The following is a 22,518-nucleotide window of genomic DNA, read 5'->3' as shown; positions in this document are numbered from 1 at the left end:
TCGTGCCATGCGCAGCTACCAGCCGGATCTGACCCCGCCGTGGAAGAAGTCCGCCCCCGCCCCCGAGGTGCCCGCCGAGCCCGATCTGGTCGTCGAGGAGGCCGTCACCGGTTTCTGCGGGGCGGTGATCCGGTGCGAGAAGACGGCCCAGGGGCCCACGGTCACGCTGGAGGACCGCTTCGGCAAGCACCGGGTGTTCCCGATGGAGCCGCGCGGCTTCCTGCTGGAGGGCAGGGTGGTCACGCTGGTGCGCCCGTCGGCCGGCGGCCCCGCCCGGCCCTCGCGCACGGCCTCCGGCTCGGTGGCGGTCCCCGGGGCGCGGGCCCGGGTCGCGCGGGCGGGGCGGATCTATGTGGAGGGCCGGCACGACGCCGAGCTCGTCGAGCGGGTCTGGGGCGACGACCTGCGCATCGAGGGCGTGGTGGTGGAGTACCTGGAGGGCGTCGACGACCTCCCGGCGATCGTGCGGGAGTTCGCGCCCGGCCCGGACGCCCGGCTCGGTGTCCTGGTCGACCACCTGGTGCCCGGTTCCAAGGAGTCCCGGATCGCCGCCCAGGTCACCGACGCGCACGTGCTGGTGGTGGGGCACCCGTACATCGACGTGTGGGAGGCCGTGAAGCCGTCCTCCGTAGGCATCCCGGGGTGGCCGGTGGTGCCGCGCGGCCAGGACTGGAAGACGGGGGTGTGCCGGGCGCTCGGCTGGCCGGAGAACACCGGCGCCGCCTGGCAGCACATCCTGTCCAAGGTCGGCTCGTACAAGGACCTGGAGCCGCAACTCCTGGGCCGGGTAGAGGAATTGATCGACTTCGTCACTCTTCCCGCCTGATGTCCCCCGGCGGTTGAGGAGGATCCGGTACCGATCCCCCTGAACGCCTGCGGCGCACCGGCACCATCCGTTATTGAGGGATGACGGCAGGGCCGGTCGCAGCGGAAGGCACGGGGGCGGATGACGCGCGAAGTATGGCGGGACAGTGCCAAGAACGAGGCGGCCTCCGCTGTCTTCCACCTCATGCAGGAGCTGATCGACCAGTACCGGGTCAACCGCCCGGTGATGCCCCTGGTGGTGGCGCAGGCGGAGGACGCCTCGGCGGGCCCGGAGATCGACGACCGGGTCGAGCAGATCGTCCACCAGGTCCACCGGGCGAACCGGCTGCGCCGGGTCCCGGTGAAGCTGCTCGACGGCGAGGGCGCCACCCCGTACGACGCGGCGCTCACCATGGTCCGCACCCTCACCGAGCGGCCCTGGGAGACCCGGGGCACCTCGCAGTACAAGCCCTTCACCTTCCCCCGCTCCCGGCTGCTCGCCGCCATCGAGCAGGCCACCGCGACGGTCGTCGCCCAGCCGGGCCGGAGCTCGGCCCGGGAGCGCGACGAGCGGATCCTGGAACAGCTGGGCAGCCTGCGCTGGCGCGCGAGCCGGTCGGGGCGCAACACCTGGTGGGACTCGCTGCGCGCCTCGGTCCGCCCGGAGACCTTCCTGGGTGCCGTGTTCATCGCGGTGCTCAGCGTGCTGCTGGGCGAGATCGGCTGGGTGGTGACCACGCTGGTCGCCACAGCGGCGCTGCTGGGGCTGGCCGTCGTACGGCTGATGACGCGGGCGGCGCCGCCGCTGCTGTGGCTGCGCCCGGCCAGCAGATGGCTCGCCACCACGTCCTCGCTGGCGGCGTCGAGCACCGCCTATCCGTCCGACGGCTGGTCGCGTTTCTCCCCGAGCGGTTCGTGGCGGGTGATCCGGGCGCGGGCCGCCGCCGTCGCGGAGCGGGTGGCGGACGCGGGGTCGGGCGACGAGCACGCGCGCCAGTTCCACCTGGAGCTGCGGGTCCAGGCGCTGCTGGAGGACCTGCTGGACAGCTACCGGGCGCACGCCCTGGACTGGCGGCGCGGCAAGCGCACCGTCCCGCCGGTGGTGTTCCTGCCCACGGCCACCCAGGACAACGGCGGCATCCTGCTGATCAACGCCATCAACAACGTGCGTTCGCGGCGCAGCGAGGTGGACCCGCTGCTGCTCCTGGCCTCGCTGCCGGCGGACCGGATCATGCGGCACACCCCGCCGCTGCCTCCGGAGCCGCCCGCGGACGGCGGCTCCGGCTCGGGAGCCCGCGCACGGTACGAGTCGTGGGTGGAGGCCCTGAGCGTCGGCCAGGCCCCGGCGGCGGCCGTGACCCTGGCGTGGGTGCTGAGGCTGCCGCTCCCCACCGAGCAGCTGACCCACGAGCACGCCCATGTCCAGCTCGTCACCCACCGGGTCCGCCGCACCTGGGTCCGGTGGGTGATGTCGGGGAGGACCGTCGCGCTCGTGCTGGTCGCCGCGCTGCTGGGGACCTTCCTGTGGAGCGAGCAGTGGAAGGAGACGTACTGCTACGGCCCGCTCGTGGGCCGCAGCACGGACGCGATCCTGCTGGACGGCCCCGGCGGGGCCGAGGAGTGCGTCGGGGTGGCGACCGCCTCCGAGGTGCGCTTCGCCGAGGGCAACAGCCTGCAGCTGAACGGGGCGGGCGAGGGCGTCACCTTCGAGCGGATCGAGCAGGCGGTGCGGGAGCAGAACGCCCGCATCAAGCCGGGCGAACCCCGGGTCACCGTCGTCTACGCGGGCCCGCTCACCGGGAGCGACACGAACAAGGAGGACACCCGCAAGGGCCTGGAGGAGCTCACCGGTGTCTACCTTCACCAGCGGTTCGTCAACGACACAGCGAATCGTTCCGTCAAGCTCCGGGTCCTCACGGCCAACGGCGGCCAGGACATGCTGCGGCAGACGACGGCGGTCAGGAAGATCATCGAGGTCGCCCGGCGGGACCCCTCCGTCGTCGGCGTGGTGGGCCTGGGCCGCAACACCACGGACAGCGCGGCGGCCACCGGGCTCCTCCAGCGTGCCGGGCTGCCCGTGGTGGACACCACCAACTCCGGCAGCGACCTGGCCCGTCTCTACCCGAACTACTTCGGCCTCGCCGCGACCGACGAGGAGCAGGCCGACGCCGTCGGGCTGATAGCCCGGCAGCTGGCGGACCGGCTGGACCGTCCGCAGGCCGTCGTCCTGTCCAGGAAGGTCGGCAACGAGGACAAGGACCGCTACACCACCGAGCAGCGCAGGGTCGCCCTGGAGATGCTGAAGGAGTCCGGCTTCGCCCTGGCCGCGGACACCCGGTACTCCCTGTCCAAGGACGGCGGCTCCGCCAACCTCGACGCACCGCTGCACGCGATCTGCGGGGCGGAGCGCGTGCCCGACGCCCTGTACTTCGCCGGCCGGGTCGAGGACGTCAACACGCTGATGTCCGGCCTCGGGCAGACGGCCGGCTGCTCCGACAAGAAGATCACGGTCTTCACGGGCGACGATCTGGCCAAGGCGCGCTTCGACGACTCGACGAAGCTCGCCGACAAGGTCACGCTCTACTACGGCGCCCTCGCGCCCATGAGCCAGGGCGGCGGCCGGGCCTTCTACGACGACTCCCGCAAGGCCCTGCAGGCGCTGCTCCCCGAAGGGCAGCAGCTGCCCGAGCTGCCGAAGGACCGCCCGTACGAGGACATGATGTACGCCAGCGGGCAGACCGTCATCTCCTACCAGGCGACGGCCGCCCTCTACGCCGCCGCGACCCGGAGCGACACCCCGCAGAGCGCCGCGGAGACCTGGGCGACGCTCTACTCGGTGGCCCTGCACGACATGCCGACCGGGACCATCACCTTCCGGGGGACGACCCCGTACGCCGACCAGAAGGTCCACGGTCTGAACGTCGTCGAGGTCACCCGCCTGGGGCCGGACGCGCAGAGCCGCGTCGTCTGCGGCCGGGCCGCGGGCGACCCGGCGCCGCTCACCCGCGCGGACTGCCGGGTGCCGTAGGGGCCGGCACGCCGCCGCCTCGCGGCCTCAGTCCACCAGGTCCCGCACCACGGCGTCGGCCAGCAGCCGTCCCCGCAGCGTGAGGACCGCGCGGCCCTCGCCGTACGGTCCGGGCTCCAGCAGGCCGTCCGCCACCGCGCGGCCCGCGGCGGCGAGGCCGGTGGGGGCGAGCAGCGACAGCGGGCAGCCCTCCACGAGCCGCAGCTCCAGGAGGATGCGCTCGACCCGCCGGTCCTCGTCGCCGAGCACCTCACGGCCGGCCCCGGGCGAGCGGCCCTCGGCCAGGGCCTGCGCGTAGGCGCCGGGGTGCTTGACGTTCCACCAGCGGACCCCGCCGACGTGGCTGTGCGCCCCGGGGCCGGCGCCCCACCAGTCGGCGCCGCGCCAGTACAGCTCGTTGTGCAGGCAGCGGCCCTCGGGCGTACGGGACCAGTTCGACACCTCGTACCAGGAGAAGCCGGCCGCCGCCATGGCCTCGTCGGCGATCAGATAGCGGTCGGCGTGGACGTCATCGTCCGTCATCGGGACCTCGCCCCGGCGGATGCGCCGGGCGAGCTGGGTGCCTTCCTCGACGATCAGCGCGTACGCCGACACATGGTCGGGGCCGGCGCCGATCGCGGCGTCGAGGGAGGCCCGCCAGTCGTCGTCGGACTCCCCCGGGGTGCCGTAGATCAGGTCGAGGTTGACGTGCTCGAAGCCGGCCTCGCGGGCCTCGGCCACACACGCCTCGGGCCTGCCGGGCGTGTGGGTGCGGTCGAGGATCTTCAGGACGTGCTTGCGGGCGCTCTGCATCCCGAAGGAGACCCGGTTGAAGCCGCCCTCCCGCAGCTCCGCGAGATACGCGGGACCGACGGACTCGGGGTTGGCCTCCGTGGTGATCTCGGCGTCCTCCGCCAGCCCGAACTCCTCACGGATCGCGGCGAGCATCCGGACGAGGTCGGCGGCGGGCAGCAGCGTCGGCGTACCGCCGCCGACGAAGACCGTGCGCACCGGGCGGGGGTCGTCGCCGAGCACCTTGCGGGCCTGGCGGACCTCCTCGACCAGATGGGCCGCGTAGTTGTCCCGGGACGCCAGGGCACCCCCGGAGCCGCGCAGCTCGGTCGCGGTGTACGTGTTGAAGTCGCAGTAGCCGCAGCGCGTGGCGCAGTAGGGCACGTGCAGGTAGAAGCCGAGCGGGCGTCCGGCGGCGCCTTCCAGGGCGTGGCGGGGCAGCGCCCCGTCGTCGGGCACGGGCTCACCATCGGGCAGTACGGAAGGCATGCCGTCCATTGTCCCTCGCCGGCGGAGCTGCCCCGTCCGGCCGTGTTCCGCTACCCGTCGACCTGGAGGACGAGCAGGGCCAGGTCGTCGTCGGGCGGGCGCTCGGCGAAGGTGTGGACGGCCTCCTTGATCCGGTCCGCTATCCCGGCCGCCGGAAGCCCGGCGCAGCCCGCGAGGACCCGGGCGAGGCCGTCGCCGTCGTCGAACATCAGCCGCCCCGAGCGCCGCTCCGTGACCCCGTCGGTGACGCACAGGAGGCTGTCGCCGGGCGTCAGGTCGAAGCTCTGGCTCCCGTACGCCACGTCCTCGACGATGCCGAGCAGCACCTGCGGCTCGGCGGCGGGGCGTACGGAGCCGTCGGGACGCAGCAGCAGCGGGAGCGGGTGCCCGGCGCTCGCCACGGTGCAGCGCACCCCGCCGTCCGGGAGCGGCACGAGCTCGCCGTACAGCAGGGAGAGGAAGCGGGACTGGGTGCCGTCCTGGATCTGCTCGCCGTCCTGGATCTGCTGGCCGCCGGCCGCCGCGACCATGAGGGCCGCTGCCTCGGCGGCCTCCATGGCGTCGTCCAGGAGGAGCCGGTTGAGCCGGTCGAGGACCTCGCCGACGCGGAAGCCCTCGCGGGACAGCAGGCGCAGCCAGGGCCGGGCGAGGCCGGTGACGACGGCGGCTTCGGGGCCGCTGCCCTGGACGTCGCCGAGCACGAAGCACCAGCGGCCGCCGGGGCACGGGAACAGGTCGTAGAAGTCGCCGCCGACCACGCCGTCGTCCCCCGGTTCGTACACCAGCGCGCTGCTGACCCCGGGGATGTCGGCGACCTTGCTGGGCAGCAGGCCGCGCTGCAGGATGCGGCTGATGGTGGCCTGCCGGGTGTAGGCGCGGGCGGCGCCCACGGCGAGGCCGACCCGGCGCACGAAGTCCGCGAGGAGGGCGGCGGCCTCGTCGGGGATGTGGTCGGCGCCCTCACGGCCCACGAGGACGGCGCCGAGCGTGCGCCCGCCCGAGATGATGCGGTGGGCGAGCGCCGCACCCGTGCCGTCGGTGCCTTCCGTGGGTTCCGCCCCGGCGCCCGACGGCCAGGGGATGGGCACGGGTCCGGTGCCGACGCTTCCGGGCAGGCGGAGCGGCTCCTTCTCCAGCGTGGGGCGCAGCAGCCCGGTCCGCGCCTCGTCCCGGTGCCAGACCCCGGCGAGCCTGGGGGCGGCCGACGGGCCGCCGCCCTCGCTCTCCAGCCATATCGCGCACCAGTCGGCGATGCGGGGCACCAGGAGCCGGCCCGCCGTCGACGCCACCAGGTCCTCGTCGAGCTGGCCCGCGAGGAGGCCGGACGCCTCGGCGAGGAAGGAGAGCCCGCCGCGCCCGGCCCAGCCCGTGTCGTCGCGGAGCACGGGCCCGCCCTCGGGGGTCACGATCCGGCGGGGGCGCGGGCCGCGTACCCGGGCGGCGCCGTCGGGGGGCGGGGTGTCGGGCAGTCCGTAGCGGTCGTCGCCGGGGAGGCGCGCCCAGACGGTCTTGAGGCCGGTGCGGTAGGTGATGCCCCAGGACTCGGCGAGGGTGGCGACGAGCTGGAGCCCCCGGCCGTACTCGGCGGGGTCGGGCCGCTCGGGACGGTCGTCGCGTACGGACCGGGCGGGGTGGTGGTCGGTGATCTCCAGCACCAGTGCGGCCGGCTCGGGTCCGGCCGAGTCCTCCAGCCTGAGGAGCAGCTCGACCGTCGTACCGGCGTGCACGACCGCGTTGGTGACCAGTTCGCTGGCCACGGTCAGGGCGTCGTCGGTGAGCCGTTCGCCGAATTCACCCGTGGTGGGCAGGCCGAGCCCGGTCCAGTCGGCGAGCGCGGCACGGACGAATCTGCGGGCCGCGGCCGAGGCCTGCGGGATTCCGGGCAGGCTGGTGCGTGCGACCGGCCATGGATCGTCGCCCTGACCGGCGACGACGGTCCCGGGACGCTGAACGATGTCCCGCTGCAAGGGTATGGGCCCCACGGTGCGGCTCCTGAGGGTCTCGCGAAACGCCGCTGACGTATCCCGACAGGGTGACAGACCGGGCGTGCCCATAAGCGCCGAGTGACGTAAGTGGCCGGAGTCGGACGGAAAGAGCCGGGGCCGGCGGGCGCTTCCGCACCCACCGGCCCCGGCTCGGGCCCGCTCCTCGGCCGCCACGCCTCGCGCGGCGGCTGTCAGTCCTCGCGTTCGTCGTCAGGCCTCGCGGGAGCCCGCGTACATGTCGTCGATGAGGTCCTTGTACTCGCGCTCGACGACCGGCCGCTTCAGCTTGAGGCTGGGCGTCAGCTCACCGTGCTCGATGTCGAGGTCGCGCGGCAGGAGCCGGAACTTCTTGATGGTCTGCCACCGCTGGAGGCCCTCGTTGAGACGCTGCACATAGCCCTCGATCAGCTCGACGGTCTGCGGCGAGGCCACCACATCGGCGTACGCCTTGTCGCCCAGACCGTTCTCCTTCGCCCAGCCGAGGATCGTCGGCTCGTCGAGCGCGATCAGGGCGGTGCAGAAGTTACGGTCCGCGCCGTGCACCAGGATGTTGGAGACGAACGGGCACACGGCCTTGAACTGGCCCTCGACCTCCGCCGGGGCGATGTACTTGCCGCCGGACGTCTTGATCAGGTCCTTCTTGCGGTCGGTGATCCGCAGATAGCCGTCCTGGGAGAGCTCGCCGATGTCGCCGGTGTGGAACCAGCCGTCGGACTCCAGCACCTCGGCGGTCTTCTCGGGCAGCCGGTGGTAGCCCTCCATCAGACCGGGACCGCGCAGCAGGATCTCGCCGTCGTCCGCGATCCGGACCTCGGTGCCGGGGAGCGGCTTGCCGACGGTCCCGGTGCGGTAGGCCTCGCCCGGGTTGACGAAGGAGGCGGCGCTGGACTCGGTGAGCCCGTACCCCTCCAGGATGTGGATCCCGGCGCCCGAGAAGAAGAGGCCGATGTCGGTGGCGAGCGCGGCCGAGCCGGAGACGCAGGCGCGGAGCCGCCCGCCGAAGGCCTCGCGGATCTTCGCGAAGACGAGGGTGTCGGCGACCTTGTGCTTGGCGCCGAGGGCGAACGGCACGGAGGCCTTGCCGGTGCGCCGGAAGTTGTCCTGGGAGACCGTGGCGTACTCGCGGGCCACCCCGGCCGCCCACTGGAAGATCTTGTACTTGGCGCCGCCGCCGGCCCGGGCCTTGGCGGCCACCCCGTTGTAGACCTTCTCGAAGATGCGGGGGACGGCCGCCATGTAGGTCGGCTGGACCACCGGAAGGTTCTCGATGATCTTGTCCACGCGGCCGTCGACGGCGGTGACGTGACCGACCTCGATCTGGCCGGACGTGAGCACCTTGCCGAAGACGTGCGCGAGCGGCAGCCAGAGGTACTGGACGTCGTCCGCGGTGATCAGCCCGGTCGCCACGGTCGCCTTGGCCATGTACGACCAGTTGTCGTGCGGCAGCCGTACGCCCTTGGGGCGGCCCGTGGTGCCCGAGGTGTAGATCAGGGTCGCCAGCTGGTCGGGGGTGATCGCGGAGACCCGGTCGGTGATCGCGTCCGGGTTCTTCACCAGGTACTCGTTGCCCCGGGCCTCGAGGTCGGCCAGGGTGAGCACCCAGCCCTCGGGGTCCCCTTCCGCGGGCTCGGCGCCCGCCGGGTCGATGACGACGACGTGCGCCAGCTCGGGCAGCCCGGCCCTGTTCTCCCGGGCCTTCGCCAGCTGGGCCGCGTCCTCGGCGATCAGGACGCGGCTGTCGGAGTCGGCCAGGATGAAGGCGGACTCCTCGGTGTTCGTGGAGGGGTAGATCGTCGTGGTCGCCGCGCCCGCGCACATCACACCGAGGTCGGCGAGGATCCACTCGACACGGGTGGAGGAGGCGAGAGCGACCCGCTCCTCCGGCTGGACACCCAGAGCGATCAGACCGGCCGCGATGGCGTGGACCCGCTCGGCGGCCTGCGCCCAGGTGAGCGACTTCCAGTCGTCCGGCCCCTGGCCCGAGGCGGCCGGCACCGGGTAGCGATACGCCTCCCCGTCCGGAGTGGCCGCCACGCGGTCGATGAAGAGAGTCGCCACGGAGGGCGGTCGGCTATCGATCAAGGTCAGTGTGTCGCTCACGACGTCCTCCGGGCCTGCGGCATTGCTACGACCGGCTTATGGGTGCTGCTGCTTGTATGTCCTGCTTCTCGTTCCCGCTCGGCCTGCTTGTTTAACTGGCGAGTAACTAACGGGTGGTGATCAGACTAGAGCGCGTGGGACCGTCGCGTAAGGGGCAACAGGCCGCCGCTTGATAACGAAGCGGGCCCCTGCGCCGCGGATGTCCGCGACGCAGGGGCCCGTTGGGCTACTCCCGGGTACGTCCGACGACGTACCCCCGGGGCGGCCCCTGGCGGGGCGGGGGCGGTGCTACTTCTTGCCCTTGCCGTCGCCGGCCGACTCGTCGGTCGACAGGACGGAGATGAACGCGTCCTGCGGCACCTCCACGTTGCCGACCATCTTCATCCGCTTCTTGCCTTCCTTCTGCTTCTCCAGCAGCTTCCGCTTACGGGAGATGTCACCGCCGTAGCACTTGGCGAGGACGTCCTTGCGGATGGCGCGGACGGTCTCACGGGCGATGACCCGGGAGCCGATGGCCGCCTGGATCGGCACCTCGAAGTTCTGCCGGGGGATGAGCTTCTGCAGCTTGGCGACGAGCCGGACGCCGTACGCGTACGCCTTGTCCTTGTGCGTGACCGCCGAGAAGGCGTCCACCTTGTCGCCGTGGAGCAGGATGTCGACCTTGACGAGCTGGGCGGACTGCTCACCCGTGGGCTCGTAGTCGAGGGAGGCGTAACCGCGGGTCTTGGACTTCAGCTGGTCGAAGAAGTCGAAGACGATCTCGGCGAGCGGCAGGGTATAGCGGATCTCGACCCGGTCCTCGGAGAGGTAGTCCATGCCGATCAGGGTGCCGCGCCGGTTCTGGCAGAGCTCCATGATCGCGCCGATGAACTCGCTGGGCGCCAGGACCGTGGCCCGGACGACCGGCTCGTGCACCTTGTCGATCTTGCCCTCGGGGAACTCGCTCGGGTTGGTGACGGTGTGCTCGGTGCCGTCCTCCATCTCGACGCGGTAGACCACGTTGGGGGCGGTGGCGATGAGCTCGAGACCGAACTCGCGCTCCAGGCGCTCACGGATCACATCGAGGTGCAGCAGGCCGAGGAAGCCGACGCGGAAACCGAAACCGAGCGCGGCCGAGGTCTCCGGCTCGTACACCAGGGCGGCGTCGTTGAGCTGGAGCTTGTCCAGGGCCTCGCGAAGGTCCGGGTAGTCGGAGCCGTCCAGGGGGTAGAGCCCCGAGAAGACCATCGGCTTGGGGTCCTTGTAGCCGCCCAGCGCCTCGGTCGCGCCCTTGTTCAGGGAGGTGATGGTGTCACCGACCTTGGACTGCCGGACGTCCTTCACACCGGTGATGATGTAGCCGACCTCGCCCACACCGATGCCGTCGGCCGGGGTCATCTCCGGGGAGGAGACACCGATCTCCAGCAGCTCGTGGGTGGCGCCGGTCGACATCATCTTGATGCGCTCGCGCTTGTTGAGCTGGCCGTCGACGACCCTGACGTAGGTGACGACACCGCGGTAGGCGTCGTAGACCGAGTCGAAGATCATCGCGCGGGCGGGGGCGTCCGCCTGTCCGATCGGGGCCGGGACGTCCCGGACGACCCGGTCGAGCAGCGCGTCGACGCCGACGCCGGTCTTCGCGGAGACCTTGAGCACGTCCTCGGGCTGGCAGCCGATGAGGTTGGCCAGTTCCTCGGAGAACTTCTCGGGCTGCGCGGCGGGCAGGTCGATCTTGTTGAGCACCGGGACGATGGTGAGGTCGTTCTCCATCGCCAGGTAGAGGTTGGCCAGCGTCTGCGCCTCGATGCCCTGCGCCGCGTCGACCAGGAGGATGGTGCCCTCGCACGCGGCCAGCGAACGGGACACCTCGTAGGTGAAGTCCACGTGGCCCGGGGTGTCGATCATGTTGAGGATGTGGGTCGAGCCCTTGTCCTCGCCCTCGGTGGGCGCCCACGGCAGACGGACCGCCTGGGACTTGATGGTGATGCCGCGCTCGCGCTCGATGTCCATCCGGTCGAGATACTGAGCGCGCATCTGCCGCTGGTCGACCACTCCCGTCAGCTGGAGCATCCGGTCGGCAAGGGTCGACTTGCCGTGGTCGATGTGCGCGATGATGCAGAAGTTGCGGATCAGCGCCGGGTCGGTACGGCTCGGCTCGGGCACGTTGGTAGGAGTCGCGGGCACGCAGGGTCCTGATTCTTGAGACGCCGGACGCCGTGTCTCGGGTCGATGTCGGGTCGGACGGATCGATACGTAGCCTCCATCGTCCCACGCCTGCGGGACCGGGACCGGTTTGGGCCGGTCCGAGGGTGACTGCTACCGTGGGCAGCTGTGCCTCGTGGCCCTCAGAAGCGGCGTGGCGCACATAGAAGATCCAACGAACCTGAAAAGGCTCTTTCGTGGCGAACATCAAGTCCCAGATCAAGCGGAACAAGACGAACGAGAAGGCGCGCCTGCGCAACAAGGCCGTCAAGTCCTCGCTCAAGACCTCGATCCGCAAGGCCCGTGAGGCTGCCGCTGCCGGTGACGTCGAGAAGGCCACCCTGGCCGTCCGCGACGCCTCCCGCCAGCTCGACAAGGCTGTCTCGAAGGGTGTCATCCACAAGAACGCCGCCGCCAACAAGAAGTCGGCGCTGGCTCTCAAGGTTGCCGCCCTCCAGGGCTGAGCTACTGATGTGATCGCCGGGACGGACCCAGCGGGCCCTCTCTCCCGCTCCTGACCGGCACCCCGCGCCGCACACCGAACCTGCGTTCGCCACGCGGGTGCGGCGCACCAAGCGTGAACCGAAGGCCCCGGCCGCGTCCTCCCCAGGACGCCGGCCGGGGCCTTCGTGCATGGCCGCCGGTCGGGGACTTCGTGCGCGCCGGCCCCGGTCCCGGCGGGCAGGTTTCGCGCGTGGCCGTTGGCCGGGGGCTCCGCGCGTGCCCGCCGGGCGGCTTCGCGCGTGGCCGAGGTGCCCCCGGGCCGAGGGGCCCTGCGGCGGTGGTCAGCGGTTGCCGGAGCGGGCCGCGCGGGCTACGGCGACCACGGCCTTCTCGAGGGCGTACTCGGCGTCGTCCCCGCCGCCCTTCACCCCGGCGTCGGCCGCGGCGACCGCGATCAGCGCCGCCGCCACCCCGTCCGGGGTCCATCCGCGCATCTGCTGACGGACCCGGTCGATCTTCCAGGGCGGCATGCCCAGCTCGCGGGCCAGGTCCGCGGGCCGGCCGCCCCGGGCGGAGGAGAGCTTGCCGATCGCCCGGACGCCCTGCGCGAGGGCGCTGGTGATCAGGACGGGGGCGACACCGGTGGACAGGGACCACCGCAGCGCCTCCAGCGCCTCCGCCGCCCGGCCCTCGACCGCGCGGTCGGCGACCGTGAAGGAGGACGCCTCCGCGCGGCCCGTGTAGTAGCGGCCGACGACGGCCTCGTCGATGGTGCCCTCGACGTCCGCGGCCAGCTGCGAGGCGGCGCTCGCCAGCTCGCGCAGGTCGCTGCCGATGGAGTCCACCAGCGCCTGGCACGCCTCCGGCGTCGCCGAGCGCCCGAGCGCCCGGAACTCCGACCGTACGAAGGAGAGCCGCTCGGCCGGCTTGGTGGTCCTGGGGCACGCCACCTCGCGCGCCCCCGCCTTCCGTACCGCGTCCAGCAGCCCCTTGCCCTTGGCCCCGCCCGCGTGCAGGAGCACGAGGGTGATCTCCTCGGCGGGGGTGCCCAGGTAGGCCTTGACGTCCTTGACGGTGTCGGCGGAGAGATCGTGGGCGTTGCGCACGATCACCACCTTGCGCTCGGCGAAGAGCGACGGGCTGGTGAGCTCCGCGAGCGTGCCGGGCTGCAGCTGGTCCGGGGTGAGGTCGCGGACGTCGGTGTCGGCGTCGGAGGCGCGGGCCGCGGCCACCACCTGCTGTACGGCGCGGTCCAGGAGCAGGTCTTCCTGGCCCACGGCGAGCGTGACGGGGGCGAGCGGGTCGTCGGTGGAACTACGTCTGGTGGCCATCGCGGTCCAGCATCCCACGCCCCTGTGACAGGACCGCGGGGCAGCCGCCGCCCCGGCACACCCCTCCCCCGGGCATACCGGAGAATGACGGGGTGAGCGATGTGAGACATGTGCTGGTGCTGCCCGACCGCGACGCGGCCGAGGAGGTCGCAGGGGAGCTGTCCGAGCGGTTCGGCGTGGCCGAGGAGCCTCAGCTCGTACGGGACGCCCTGGCCGGCGAGGACGACGCCGAGGACGCCCAGTGGCTGGTGGTCGTGGAGGACCCGTCCGCCCGGCTGGACTCCGCGGCACTCGACGCGTTCGCCGCGGAGTACGAGGGCTGGCTGGAGGCGCCGTAACCGTACTGCCGGACGCCGGTGCGCCCGGGCAGCGACGGACCGTGGGCGGGCCCGGAGCGGTGCCGGCCCTCGGTGGGCGGGGGCGGTGCCGTCCGTCGCTGTGCCGGGGAGACGGTGTTGTCCGTCGGCGTGCCTGGGACGTGTCAGCCCTTGGGGACGATCTGGATGTCCATCTCGATCTTGATGCTCGGGCCGACCACGGCGATGCCGCGCGCCAGCATCGTCTGCCAGGTGAGCGTGAAGTCCTCGCGGTGCAGTTCGGTGGTGGCCCGGCAGGCGGCCCGGGTCTCGCCCTCCAGGCCGTTGCCCAGACCGAGGTACTGGGTGTCCAGCGTGACGGTGCGGCTCACCCCGTGCAGGGTCAGCGCGCCGGTGACGCCCCAGCGCGTACCGCCGCGGTGGACGAAGCGCTCGCTGTAGAACTCCAGGGTCGGGTAGCGCTCGACGTCGAGGAAGTCACCGGACCGCAGGTGGTCGTCGCGCATCTGCACGTTCGTGTCGATCGAGGAGGCGTCGATGATGACGTGCATGGCGGAGTCCTCCATGCGGTCGGCGATCCGCACGGCACCCGCGAAGGTGTTGAACCTGCCGTGGATGCGGGCCATGCCGATATGACGCGCCGTGAACCCGATCTGGGTGTGCGACGGCTCGATCTCCCAGTCGCCCGGATCGGGGAGCTGCGGCGGCTGCGCCACCTGGAGGGAGACGTCGCCGAGACCGGCGTGGGCGCCCTGGGTCACCGTGGCCGAACCATGGAAGGGGGTGAAGCCCTCGGCCGTGACGCCGAGCCGGTAGTCACCCGCCGGCACAGTGGCGACGACGTTCCCGAAGGGGTCCGTCTCACCGCCGACGACCTTGCGCCCCGCACTGTCCGTGACGACGAACTCCGCCTGCCGCACGGGCTCGGAGACCGGATCCAGGACCCGGCAGCTCAGCATCCCGGCGTTCTGCGGAACCGGGATCCCGGTGAGGGCGCTGCTCTGTGCGGTGCCCGACTTCGCCCTGCTGCTTCGCCAACGGCCGAACATGTGCACGTACTCCCCAGGGGCGGTTCTCACCTCGGACCCCTGACATCCGGACGTCGTTGTCGGAGCAGCGGTCCGCCGACGAATACGCATTCGATCACCGTTGCGATGTTCGAGGCAAACGCCGCAGCTCAGAGGGGTTGTGCCGAGCTGTGTGCCGCTGTACACAGCTGATACCTAAGGTCCGTATTGACCGGTGCCGCATCAGGTGGTGGGCGTCAGCGGAGACCGCACCGTGGGCGGGTGGGCGAGCACCACACCGAAGTGTTCCCGGTAGGCGGCGAGCACCTCGGCGTCGTCGCCCAGTTCCCTCTCGTCTCGCTCCCCCCGCACGGTGGTGATCAAGGTACGGCCACGGAGCGTCACCCGGCCGTCCTCCGTGCGCCGGGAACAGATGAGCGACCGGGAGAAGTGGGAGTCCGGCGAGGTGCGGTGGTACCAGGCCCCGGCCCGGAAGTCCGCCAGCACACGCGGCCGCAGGTCCAGTCGGAACTGCCGCGAACCGTCGCGCAGCAGATCGAGGTCTCCCTGCGGCGCCTCCCGGAGGCGGAACCTGCCGCAGGGGTCCTCCTGTTCGGTGCGCGCCTCCAGCTCGAGTGGGTGCAGGGCATGGTCGCCGAACCCGACATCGGCGAGCCAGGGGCCCGTACCGTCGTCGGTCTCCACGCGCAGGGCGACATGGTCGTACGGGACACCGAGGCGTCCAGCGTCCCCGAACACCCGCGCCTGGAGCAGGGTGACGCGGAAGCCCAGCGCGCGCAGCAGCGCGGCGAAGGCGCCGTTGAGTTCGTAGCAGAAGCCGCCCCGGCGGCGCGTGACGATCTTGTCGACGAGCTTCGCCTCCTCCAGGACGATGTCCTCGCCGAGATGGATCGAGAGGTTCTCGAAGGGCACAGCCATCAGATGACGGACCTGCAGCTCGCGCAGCGCCTCGGCGTCGGCGCGCGAGGGGCGTGCGGCACCGATGCGTTCCAGGTAGGCATCCGTCCAGGCCGGGGCGGACGCGGGGGCGGCCTGCTGCTGCGGTTCCTCGTTCATGCGGGAAGTCTGTCGCGGGGCGTACGGCGGCGCCAAGGGGCCCCGGACCTAGGACCGTCGGCCGATGCGCCCGCCGATGGTGCTGGTTAGCGTCTCGGCCATGACGGAGCGAGAACCGGCGCGCGGCCCGGAACAGCGTAAGCAGGACACACTCGATCGCCTGGAGAAGGAGAAGGACGTCTGGGTGGCGACGGCCTCTGCCGACGGGGTCCCGTGTCTGGTGCCGCTGTCGTTCGTGTGGCACCGGGGGACGCTGCTGCTGTCCACCCGCCGCACCAATCCGACGGCGGTGAACGTGAACCCGTCCGGGCAGGTCCGACTCACTCTCGGCCACACCCGCGACGTGGTGCTGATCGAGGGAACGGCGGAGATCGTGGAAGGGGTGGACCTTCCGGCGGAGTCGGCGGACGCCTTCGCCGAGAAACTCCACTGGGACCCGCGCGAACACCCTTGGGTGTATCTGCGCATCACTCCGCACACCATCAAGGCATGGCGCGAGGTGAACGAGCTGGCCGAGCGCGATCTGATGCTCGACGGCACCTGGCTAGTCTGACGCCCCCTCGGGACACACCACCGGAGACGACCGCAGCGGTGGAGGCGGCTGCGGGGGCGTCGACTCCGGGAGTGGGGGCGGCTGCGGGAGCGGGACGGCGCACCGGGCGTACGCCGCGTTCACGTCCTCGCTCTCGCTCTCGTTCATGTTCACGATCTCGATCTCGATCATGAGCGGCCTGCCGCGCGCAGCCCCGTGCCTGAACCTGTCACCGCGATCGCACCATGGATGTCGGTGCGCAGGACCTTCGCGCCCGTCGCCTCGAGCGCTTCGAGCGTACGGGCCGCCGGGTGCCCGTACGGGTTGTCCGTGCCGCAGCTGATCAGCGCGAACCTCGGGTGTGCGCTGCGCAGGAGCCCGGGGTCCTGATGGCCGGAACCATGGTGCGCGACCTTCAGCACGTCCACCCGTGGCAGTGCCGGATGGCTGCGCAGCACGCCTTGTTGCGCCGGCGGTTCGAGGTCACCCAGGAGCAGAAGGGTCAGGCCGCCGGACCGGACGAGGAGTGTGACGCTGGAATCGTTGGGCTCCTCGGTCACATGGACCGGTGTTGTTGCCCCTGGCACGTCGGCGGCGGGCCAGAGCACTTGCCATTCGAGGGGCCCCGTCCGGCGTCGTTCCCCCGGAACGGCCCGGACCATCGGGATACGTGCCGCTGCGGCCGTTCTCTTCACGAAGGCCGCCTGGTCCGGCGGTTCGTCGAGACTGGTCGTCTGGATCGCGCCGACCTCACGGCCGCTCAGCACACCGGGCAGACCGCGTACATGATCGGCGTGGAAGTGGGTCAGCAGCAGAAGAGGGACACGGGTGATGCCGAGGTCACTCAGGCACCGGTCCACGAGGCGGGGTTCAGGACCGGTGTCCACCACCACGCCCGTGCCCTCCCCGGCGGCGAGCACCATGGCGTCCCCCTGTCCGACATCGCAGAGCGCGAAGGCCCAGCCCGGCGGCGGCCATCCCGTCATGAACCGGGTGAGCGGTACGGGTCTCAGCACCACGAGCACCAGCAGGAGCGCGGCGGCGGAGCAGACCCATGGGTGGCGGGCCAGACGGCGGGCCGACAGCACCACCAGGGCCGTGAGGGCGGCCAGCAGGGCCGCACCGCGCCAGCCGCCCGGCCAGTCGGCCTCCGCCCCTGGAAGCGCGGCTCCGGTGCGGGCCACGGAGGCGAGCCACCCGGCCGGCCAGCCGGCGACCTCGGCCAGAACCCGGGCGGCCGGCAGCGAGGCGGGGGCCACGGCGAGCGCGGCGAAGCCCAGGACCGTCGCCGGCGCCACCGCGAACTCGGCCAGCAGATTGCAGGGAACCGCCACCAGGCTGACCCTCGACGCCAGGACCACCACCACGGGCGCGCAGACCGCCTGGGCGGCTCCCGCGGCGGCCAGCACCTCGGCGAGCCGGGCCGGGACCCCGCGCCGCTGAAGCGCATCGCTCCACCTGGGCGCGAGGGTGAGCAGAGCCCCCGTGGCGAGCACGGACAGCAGGAATCCGTAACTGCGGGCCAGCCACGGGTCGTACAGCACCAGCAGCAGAACGGCGGCGGCCAGTGCGGGAATCAGCGATCTCCGCCGACCCGTCCCGATGGCGAGCAGGGTGATCAGGCCGCAGGCGGCCGCGCGCAGGACGCTCGGCTCGGGGCGGCAGACGATCACGAAGGCGAGCGCGACCCCTCCGCCGATCAGGGCGGTCATGCGTAGGGAAATGCCCAAGCGGGGTGCCAAGCCACGGCGTTCGCTGCGCGATGCCGTTCCTGGCGGACCGATGAGGAGGAAGAGCAGGATCGACAGGTTGGCCCCTGACACAGCGAGCAGGTGGGTGAGATCGGTGGCCTTGAAGGCGTCGTGCAGGTCGGGCGGAACCCGCGAGGTGTCGCCGACGACCAGCCCCGGCAGGAGAGCCCGCGCATCGGCGTCGAGCCCGTCGGTTGCCTCCCGCAGCCCGGACCGCAGCCGCCCTGCCGCACGTTGGAGGAGGGAGGGCTCCGACGTGATCCGCGGTGGGGCGTCGGCGTCCGTGCCGAGCACCGCTGCGATGCGCTCCCCCTCGTGACGCGGTGGCGCGAGCCGCCCCGTGATACGGAGCCCCGTCGAGGGCAGCAGCCGCTGCCACCGCGCCGCCGCCTTCCCCGGGGCGACCATGACGAGCACCGGGGTGCGGAGCTCGGTGACCGTGCCGTCGGGGGCGGTCAGCCGGTCGACCTCGGCGTCCAGAAGCAGGGATACGGGTGTGCTGTGATCGCCCCGTACACGCGGACGGGTCTTCCGGGGATCGGAGGTGACGGTCACCTCCGCCACGACCCGCGCGTAGGACTCCGCGAGATCGGGGACGGGGCCGCTGCGGGAATCCGCACTGTGGAGCCCGGCCGCCGCACCGCCTGCGGCCGCGCAGAGCAGCACCGCGGCCACGGCCGTGGTACGCGTCCCCGCGCGCCGGGGCAGTCTCACCACCCCTGAAGCCCCAGGGGCCCCGGCCTCTGGAACCCCGCATCCCGGACCCGCCTGCCCCGCCGAGCCAGCCTGGCCCCCTTGCCCCGACCGAACCGCGCGCCCAGCCGGGTCCGCGCCCCCAGCTGGGCCCGCGCCCCCAGCTGGGCCCGCCTGTCCTGCCCGGCCCACCCGGCCTCCGCGCCCCGACACGTCCCGAGTACGTGCTCGCGCCATGACCCGGGGTACGGCGATGAGGCAACCCAGACCCGCACATGCGCAGAGCAACGCCCCAGCGGCCACCCAGCGGCCCGGCGCTCCCAGGGCCAGGGCGGAGGCCGCCCACGCCGCGAGGGCGGGAGGGACCAGCCGCAGATCGACCGGCGCCTCCTGTCGTGGTTCGGCGACACCCAGCCGCCGGCCCGAATCCGTGTGGACGTCAGGGCCGTTCATGGCGTGACCAACGGCCGGAGGTCAGCGAACCGGCGGTCTCCGATGCCGTCGACCTCGCGGAGCTCGTCGACGGAGCGGTATCCCCCGTGTTCGGTGCGGTAGTCGATGATGTGCTGGGCGAGCACCGGTCCGACTCCGGGCAGGGTTTCGAGCTGCTCGGCGGTGGCTGTACCGAGGCTCACCGGCGCCCCTGGCCCGGCTCGCCCCGCCACCGCGCCGCCGGCCCCTGTTCCGCCTGGGGGTGGCGGGGCGCCCGGCAGCCCCACCGCGACCTGCTCACCGTCCGTCAGGACACGCGCCCGGTTGAGCGTCGTGAGATCGGCGCCTTCACGGGCCCCTCCCGCCGCGCGCAGGGCGTCCTCGACGCGGGAGCCTGCCGGCAGATGCTGGATCCCGGGACGGCGCACCTTGCCGCTCACATCGACGATGATCTGTCCGCCGGATGCGGCGCCGGCCGGTGAGCCTGCGCCCGGCGCGGGCGTGGGCCCCGGCAACTGGGCGCCGGCGGGTTCCGATCCGTCTTCCTGGACCGCGGCGGCCTCCGTGACCTGATCCGGAGCTCGTACGGGCTCGGGGCGTGCCGACCAGAAGTGTGTGCCGGCGAACACCGCGGCCCCGACCAGCACAACGGCGAGGGCGGCGAGCGCGCGTGGCTCCAGGCCGCACCGCAGCTGTACCCACAGAGGTAACCGGTCCCGCAGCGCGGGCCCCGCCTCCCGCCACCACGGCCTCCGCACATCGGGCCCGCCGGACGCTGCGCGACGCAGCGGGTGTTCGGGCTCAGCAGGAGAGGCCCCCACGGCGCCCGCGTCGGGCGTCGAGGGCGCTGGTGAGGCAACCGCCCAGGAAGGTGTCGCCCGTGTACGCCCGGGGCCGCCGGACAGCGCCGCAGCCGCGCCCGTCGCCGTTGCCTCAGCAGGCCTGGCTGCGGCGACGGGCCTGGACACGGGAGCGGCCGGCGCCGGCTCGCCCGCCATGAGCGCGTCCGCGCGGAGGCGGGAAGCTGCCGCGATCTCGGCGTCGGCCCCCCGCGCGGTCCGCCGCCTTCGCCCGTGCCGTGCGCCGGACGCGGTGCCGGGCGACGTACCGGCTGCTCCACCGGGACGGACACCGGGCCTGTTCCTGAGGCGCTCAGCCGGGCCGGAGCCATGGGACGCGCGTCGTGCGATGCGATGCGCGCCCCGGTGCACACCCGGTACGGGCGGGTCCATGGCCGCATGCGCGGGCAGGTCCGCAGGCACAGCCGCGTGCGAGGGAAGACCCTTGGGCCGGGCTTCGTGCGAGGGAAGGCCCGCGGGCCGGGCTTCGTGGGAGGACAGGCCGGCAGACCGGTGCGGCGCGGGTGGACTCATGGTGCCGCCGCCCGGGCGTTGCTGGTCGGCGGCGCGGTGGGAGGTGGCGAGAAGCGATCGGGAGGTCATGCCTCAGGACGCTAGACACATCCAGGAAATTCCGCTGAGCTGCCCCAATTACGGTGGATAACTCGCTAGTTGTGGATAAGTGCGCCACCCGCAGGAGTGAGGTTCAGCGCGGCGCGATCACCGCTGCCAGGAGCCCCGGCCCCGTGTGCGCCCCGATCACGGCGCCCACCTCGCTCACGTGCAGGTCCACGAGTCCCGGAACCCGCGCCCGCAGCCGCTCCGCCAGACGCTCGGCACCGTCCGGAGCTGCCAGATGATGGACGGCGATGTCCACGGCGCCCGTACCGGCCCGCTCGGCGACGATCTCCTCCAGCCGCGCGATCGCCTTGGACGCCGTGCGCACCTTCTCCAGCATCTCGATGCGTCCCCCGTCGAGTTGGAGGAGCGGCTTGACGGCCAGCGCCGACCCCAGCAGCGCCTGGGCGGCTCCGATACGCCCACCCCGGCGCAGGTAGTCCAGCGTGTCGACGTAGAAGAACGCCGACGTGTCGGCCGCCCGCTTCTCGGCCGCCGCGACCGCCTCGTCCAGGCCGCCTCCCGCCTCGGCGGCCTCGGCCGCGGCGAGCGCACTGAACCCCAGGGCCATGGCGACCATTCCGGTGTCGATGACACGCACCGGAATGGGCGCGTCCTTCGCGGCGATCACGGCGGCGTCGTAGGTCCCGGAGAACTCGGCCGACAGATGGAGGGAGACGATGCCGGTGGCCCCTGTCTCGGCCACGGCGCGGTACGCGGCGGCGAACACCTCCGGGCCGGGCCGTGACGTGGTCACCGAGCGGCGCTTCTGCAGGGCGAGCGCCAGCGACCTGGCCGAGATCTCCGTGCCCTCCTCCAGTGCCTGGTCCCCCAGGACGACGGTCAGCGGCACCGAGGTGATCCCGTGCCGTTCCATCGTCTGGGGCGGCAGGTAGGCCGTTGAATCGGTGACGATCGCGACATGGCGGGACATGAGCCGGAGATTACCTTCCGGGGCGGGGGCACGGCAGCCCGGGACCGGTTTGCTGATCATTTACGGGTGCCCGTTTCCGCGCTCGACGCACCTCGGGCGACCCGTATCCATCCTCGACGCACCTCGAAGGCCCCGTATCCATCCTCGACGCGCTCCAGGGGGCCCGCATCCATCCTCAACCCTCGACACGCTTCAGGCGGCCCGTCCCCACCCCCCGGCGCACCGCGGTCCCCGGAGCGGTTCAGGGCACGCCCGGACACGTCCCCGGCCCGCACCGAGCGCAGTCCGTGTGCACTCGCGGCCGGTGCGCGTCAGTTCGTCGTTTCCGGCCTGGCCGACTTCTGCCACGGATAGCCCCCGCGCAGTCTCGGGTCCGGAGGAGTCAGGGACGGCGGTGTCGCCTCGTTGGCGGGCCCGCTCCAGCTGTGCCCCGCCGTATCCGGCCCCCGCGCGTCCCGCCCCTGGGCCGGCTCCTCTGTCGTCCAGTGACGCAGCGCCCCGGCCTCCAGGTCGATCTGCGCGTTGAGCGCGGCCAGGTCGTCGTCGGCGAACCGCCTGGCCCGGTCGCGCGCCGCCCAGCGCAGCGATTCCGCCGCATGCGTGATGCGCTCCGTGCGCTCCTTCAGCCCCGGCAGCAGCGTGGCCACCGTCGCCCGGTCCGGTTCGCGCTCCAGACGCTTGAGCTCGTCGTCGAGCTCGCGGCCGTGGGCGCTCAGGCGCTCGAAGAGCCCCAGCGACTCCGAGAGGGAGGTGTCCTCCGCCATCGCGGCGTTCAGCGCGTCCTGGGTGGCCCTCATCGAGGTGCGCAACGTGAGCCTCAGCTGCGCCAGCTCCCCCGGGACGCCCGGCTGGCCGTAGCTCTTGGCCCGCAGTGTGGTGTCCTCGACGGAGCGGCGCGCCTGTGTGATCGTCCGGTCCACACCGCGCTTGGCCGCGCGCACGGTCTTCACACCGGCGTACACCCCGAGCGCCATGAAGGCCACGAACAGCAGCGTCAGGATCAGGATCACGGCTTCCATGAACGCCCCTCGGGTTGTCGGATCGGCCGCCCGCGTGCGGTCGCCCCTTCTACCGTAAACGGAACGGGCAGGCCGAGGGTTCCACCGGAACCCCCAACCTGCCCGTAAGGGAAACCCCTGCCCCGGAGGGAGGGCCCTGCCCCTGGGAGAAGGCCCTGGCACGCTC

General features: G+C 72.4%; 16 protein-coding genes. 5 read left to right on the top strand and 11 right to left on the bottom strand.

What is annotated here, in order from left to right:
• Positions 1–7: 7 nt before the first annotated feature.
• Positions 8–826: a DUF3097 domain-containing protein gene (locus ACZ607_RS01355; protein WP_099172511.1), complete on the top strand. Its 819-nt coding sequence runs from the start codon at positions 8–10 to the stop codon at positions 824–826.
• A gap of 120 nt (positions 827–946) precedes the next feature.
• Positions 947–3,832 (top strand): ABC transporter substrate-binding protein, encoded by a 2,886-nt coding sequence (locus tag ACZ607_RS01350; RefSeq protein WP_469730562.1) that lies wholly within the window; start codon positions 947–949, stop codon positions 3,830–3,832.
• A 27-nt stretch (positions 3,833–3,859) separates the two neighbouring features.
• Here ACZ607_RS01350 and hemW read toward each other — a convergent pair whose 3' ends face one another.
• From hemW to lepA, 4 genes are all read right to left on the bottom strand, one after another.
• Positions 3,860–5,092, bottom strand: a complete 1,233-nt coding sequence (hemW, locus tag ACZ607_RS01345; protein ID WP_469730560.1) for a radical SAM family heme chaperone HemW — start codon at positions 5,090–5,092, stop codon at positions 3,860–3,862.
• A 50-nt stretch (positions 5,093–5,142) separates the two neighbouring features.
• Positions 5,143–7,074: a SpoIIE family protein phosphatase gene (locus tag ACZ607_RS01340; RefSeq protein ID WP_469730558.1), complete on the bottom strand. Its 1,932-nt coding sequence runs from the start codon at positions 7,072–7,074 to the stop codon at positions 5,143–5,145.
• A gap of 213 nt (positions 7,075–7,287) precedes the next feature.
• Positions 7,288–9,177, bottom strand: coding sequence for an AMP-dependent synthetase/ligase (locus ACZ607_RS01335; protein WP_469730556.1), 1,890 nt, complete (start codon positions 9,175–9,177; stop codon positions 7,288–7,290).
• Between the two features lie 288 nt (positions 9,178–9,465).
• Positions 9,466–11,340 (bottom strand): translation elongation factor 4, encoded by a 1,875-nt coding sequence (gene lepA, locus ACZ607_RS01330; RefSeq protein ID WP_469730554.1) that lies wholly within the window; start codon positions 11,338–11,340, stop codon positions 9,466–9,468.
• Positions 11,341–11,555: 215 nt separating this feature from the next.
• On the opposite strand from lepA, the gene rpsT reads away from it, so the two are divergent.
• Positions 11,556–11,822, top strand: a complete 267-nt coding sequence (gene rpsT / locus ACZ607_RS01325; protein ID WP_469730552.1) for a 30S ribosomal protein S20 — start codon at positions 11,556–11,558, stop codon at positions 11,820–11,822.
• 321 nt (positions 11,823–12,143) lie between these two features.
• Here rpsT and holA read toward each other — a convergent pair whose 3' ends face one another.
• Entirely contained in the window at positions 12,144–13,133 is a 990-nt protein-coding gene (gene holA, locus ACZ607_RS01320; RefSeq protein WP_469730550.1) for a DNA polymerase III subunit delta, read from the bottom strand.
• Positions 13,134–13,225: 92 nt separating this feature from the next.
• Here holA and ACZ607_RS01315 point away from each other — a divergent pair, with 92 nt between their 5' ends.
• Entirely contained in the window at positions 13,226–13,471 is a 246-nt protein-coding gene (locus ACZ607_RS01315; protein WP_469730548.1) for a hypothetical protein, read from the top strand.
• A gap of 143 nt (positions 13,472–13,614) precedes the next feature.
• Here the strand turns inward: ACZ607_RS01315 and ACZ607_RS01310 are convergent, their stop codons facing one another.
• On the bottom strand, positions 13,615–14,499 hold the full coding sequence (locus tag ACZ607_RS01310; protein ID WP_469731818.1) for a YceI family protein: 885 nt from the start codon (positions 14,497–14,499) through the stop codon (positions 13,615–13,617).
• 201 nt (positions 14,500–14,700) lie between these two features.
• Entirely contained in the window at positions 14,701–15,534 is an 834-nt protein-coding gene (locus tag ACZ607_RS01305; protein WP_469730547.1) for an arylamine N-acetyltransferase family protein, read from the bottom strand.
• A gap of 100 nt (positions 15,535–15,634) precedes the next feature.
• On the opposite strand from ACZ607_RS01305, the gene ACZ607_RS01300 reads away from it, so the two are divergent.
• Entirely contained in the window at positions 15,635–16,087 is a 453-nt protein-coding gene (locus ACZ607_RS01300; RefSeq protein ID WP_469730545.1) for a pyridoxamine 5'-phosphate oxidase family protein, read from the top strand.
• Between the two features lie 167 nt (positions 16,088–16,254).
• On the opposite strand, the gene ACZ607_RS01295 is transcribed toward ACZ607_RS01300, so the two are convergent.
• The 4 genes from ACZ607_RS01295 to ACZ607_RS01280 form a co-directional block, all read right to left on the bottom strand.
• Entirely contained in the window at positions 16,255–18,963 is a 2,709-nt protein-coding gene (locus ACZ607_RS01295; RefSeq protein ID WP_469730543.1) for a ComEC/Rec2 family competence protein, read from the bottom strand.
• Positions 18,960–19,700 (bottom strand): ComEA family DNA-binding protein, encoded by a 741-nt coding sequence (locus ACZ607_RS01290; RefSeq protein ID WP_469730541.1) that lies wholly within the window; start codon positions 19,698–19,700, stop codon positions 18,960–18,962. Before ACZ607_RS01290 ends, ACZ607_RS01295 begins: the two co-directional genes overlap by 4 nt.
• Before the next feature lie 787 nt (positions 19,701–20,487).
• The gene (locus ACZ607_RS01285) at positions 20,488–21,333 is read right to left on the bottom strand and encodes a DegV family protein (protein ID WP_469730539.1); all 846 of its coding nucleotides are present in this window, start codon (positions 21,331–21,333) and stop codon (positions 20,488–20,490) included.
• Positions 21,334–21,644: 311 nt separating this feature from the next.
• Complete coding sequence (locus ACZ607_RS01280; protein WP_469730537.1) at positions 21,645–22,352, bottom strand: hypothetical protein; 708 nt, start codon at positions 22,350–22,352, stop codon at positions 21,645–21,647.
• Positions 22,353–22,518: the final 166 nt, after the last annotated feature.

The sequence above is a fragment of the Streptomyces sp. NPDC104381 genome, assembly GCF_055583745.1.
This window is presented reverse-complemented; position numbering and strand designations above follow the sequence as displayed.

Bases quoted from the DNA above. Each gene is read 5' to 3' on its own strand.
- ACZ607_RS01355 (WP_099172511.1), top strand. From the start codon at position 8: ATGCGCAGCTACCAGCCGGATCTGACCCCGCCGTGGAAGAAGTCCGCC.
- ACZ607_RS01350 (WP_469730562.1), top strand. From the start codon at position 947: ATGACGCGCGAAGTATGGCGGGACAGTGCCAAGAACGAGGCGGCCTCC.
- hemW (WP_469730560.1), bottom strand. From the start codon at position 5,092: ATGCCTTCCGTACTGCCCGATGGTGAGCCCGTGCCCGACGACGGGGCG.
- holA (WP_469730550.1), bottom strand. From the start codon at position 13,133: ATGGCCACCAGACGTAGTTCCACCGACGACCCGCTCGCCCCCGTCACG.
- ACZ607_RS01310 (WP_469731818.1), bottom strand. From the start codon at position 14,499: ATGTTCGGCCGTTGGCGAAGCAGCAGGGCGAAGTCGGGCACCGCACAG.
- ACZ607_RS01305 (WP_469730547.1), bottom strand. From the start codon at position 15,534: ATGAACGAGGAACCGCAGCAGCAGGCCGCCCCCGCGTCCGCCCCGGCC.
- ACZ607_RS01300 (WP_469730545.1), top strand. From the start codon at position 15,635: ATGACGGAGCGAGAACCGGCGCGCGGCCCGGAACAGCGTAAGCAGGAC.
- ACZ607_RS01295 (WP_469730543.1), bottom strand. From the start codon at position 18,963: ATGAACGGCCCTGACGTCCACACGGATTCGGGCCGGCGGCTGGGTGTC.
- ACZ607_RS01285 (WP_469730539.1), bottom strand. From the start codon at position 21,333: ATGTCCCGCCATGTCGCGATCGTCACCGATTCAACGGCCTACCTGCCG.
- ACZ607_RS01280 (WP_469730537.1), bottom strand. From the start codon at position 22,352: ATGGAAGCCGTGATCCTGATCCTGACGCTGCTGTTCGTGGCCTTCATG.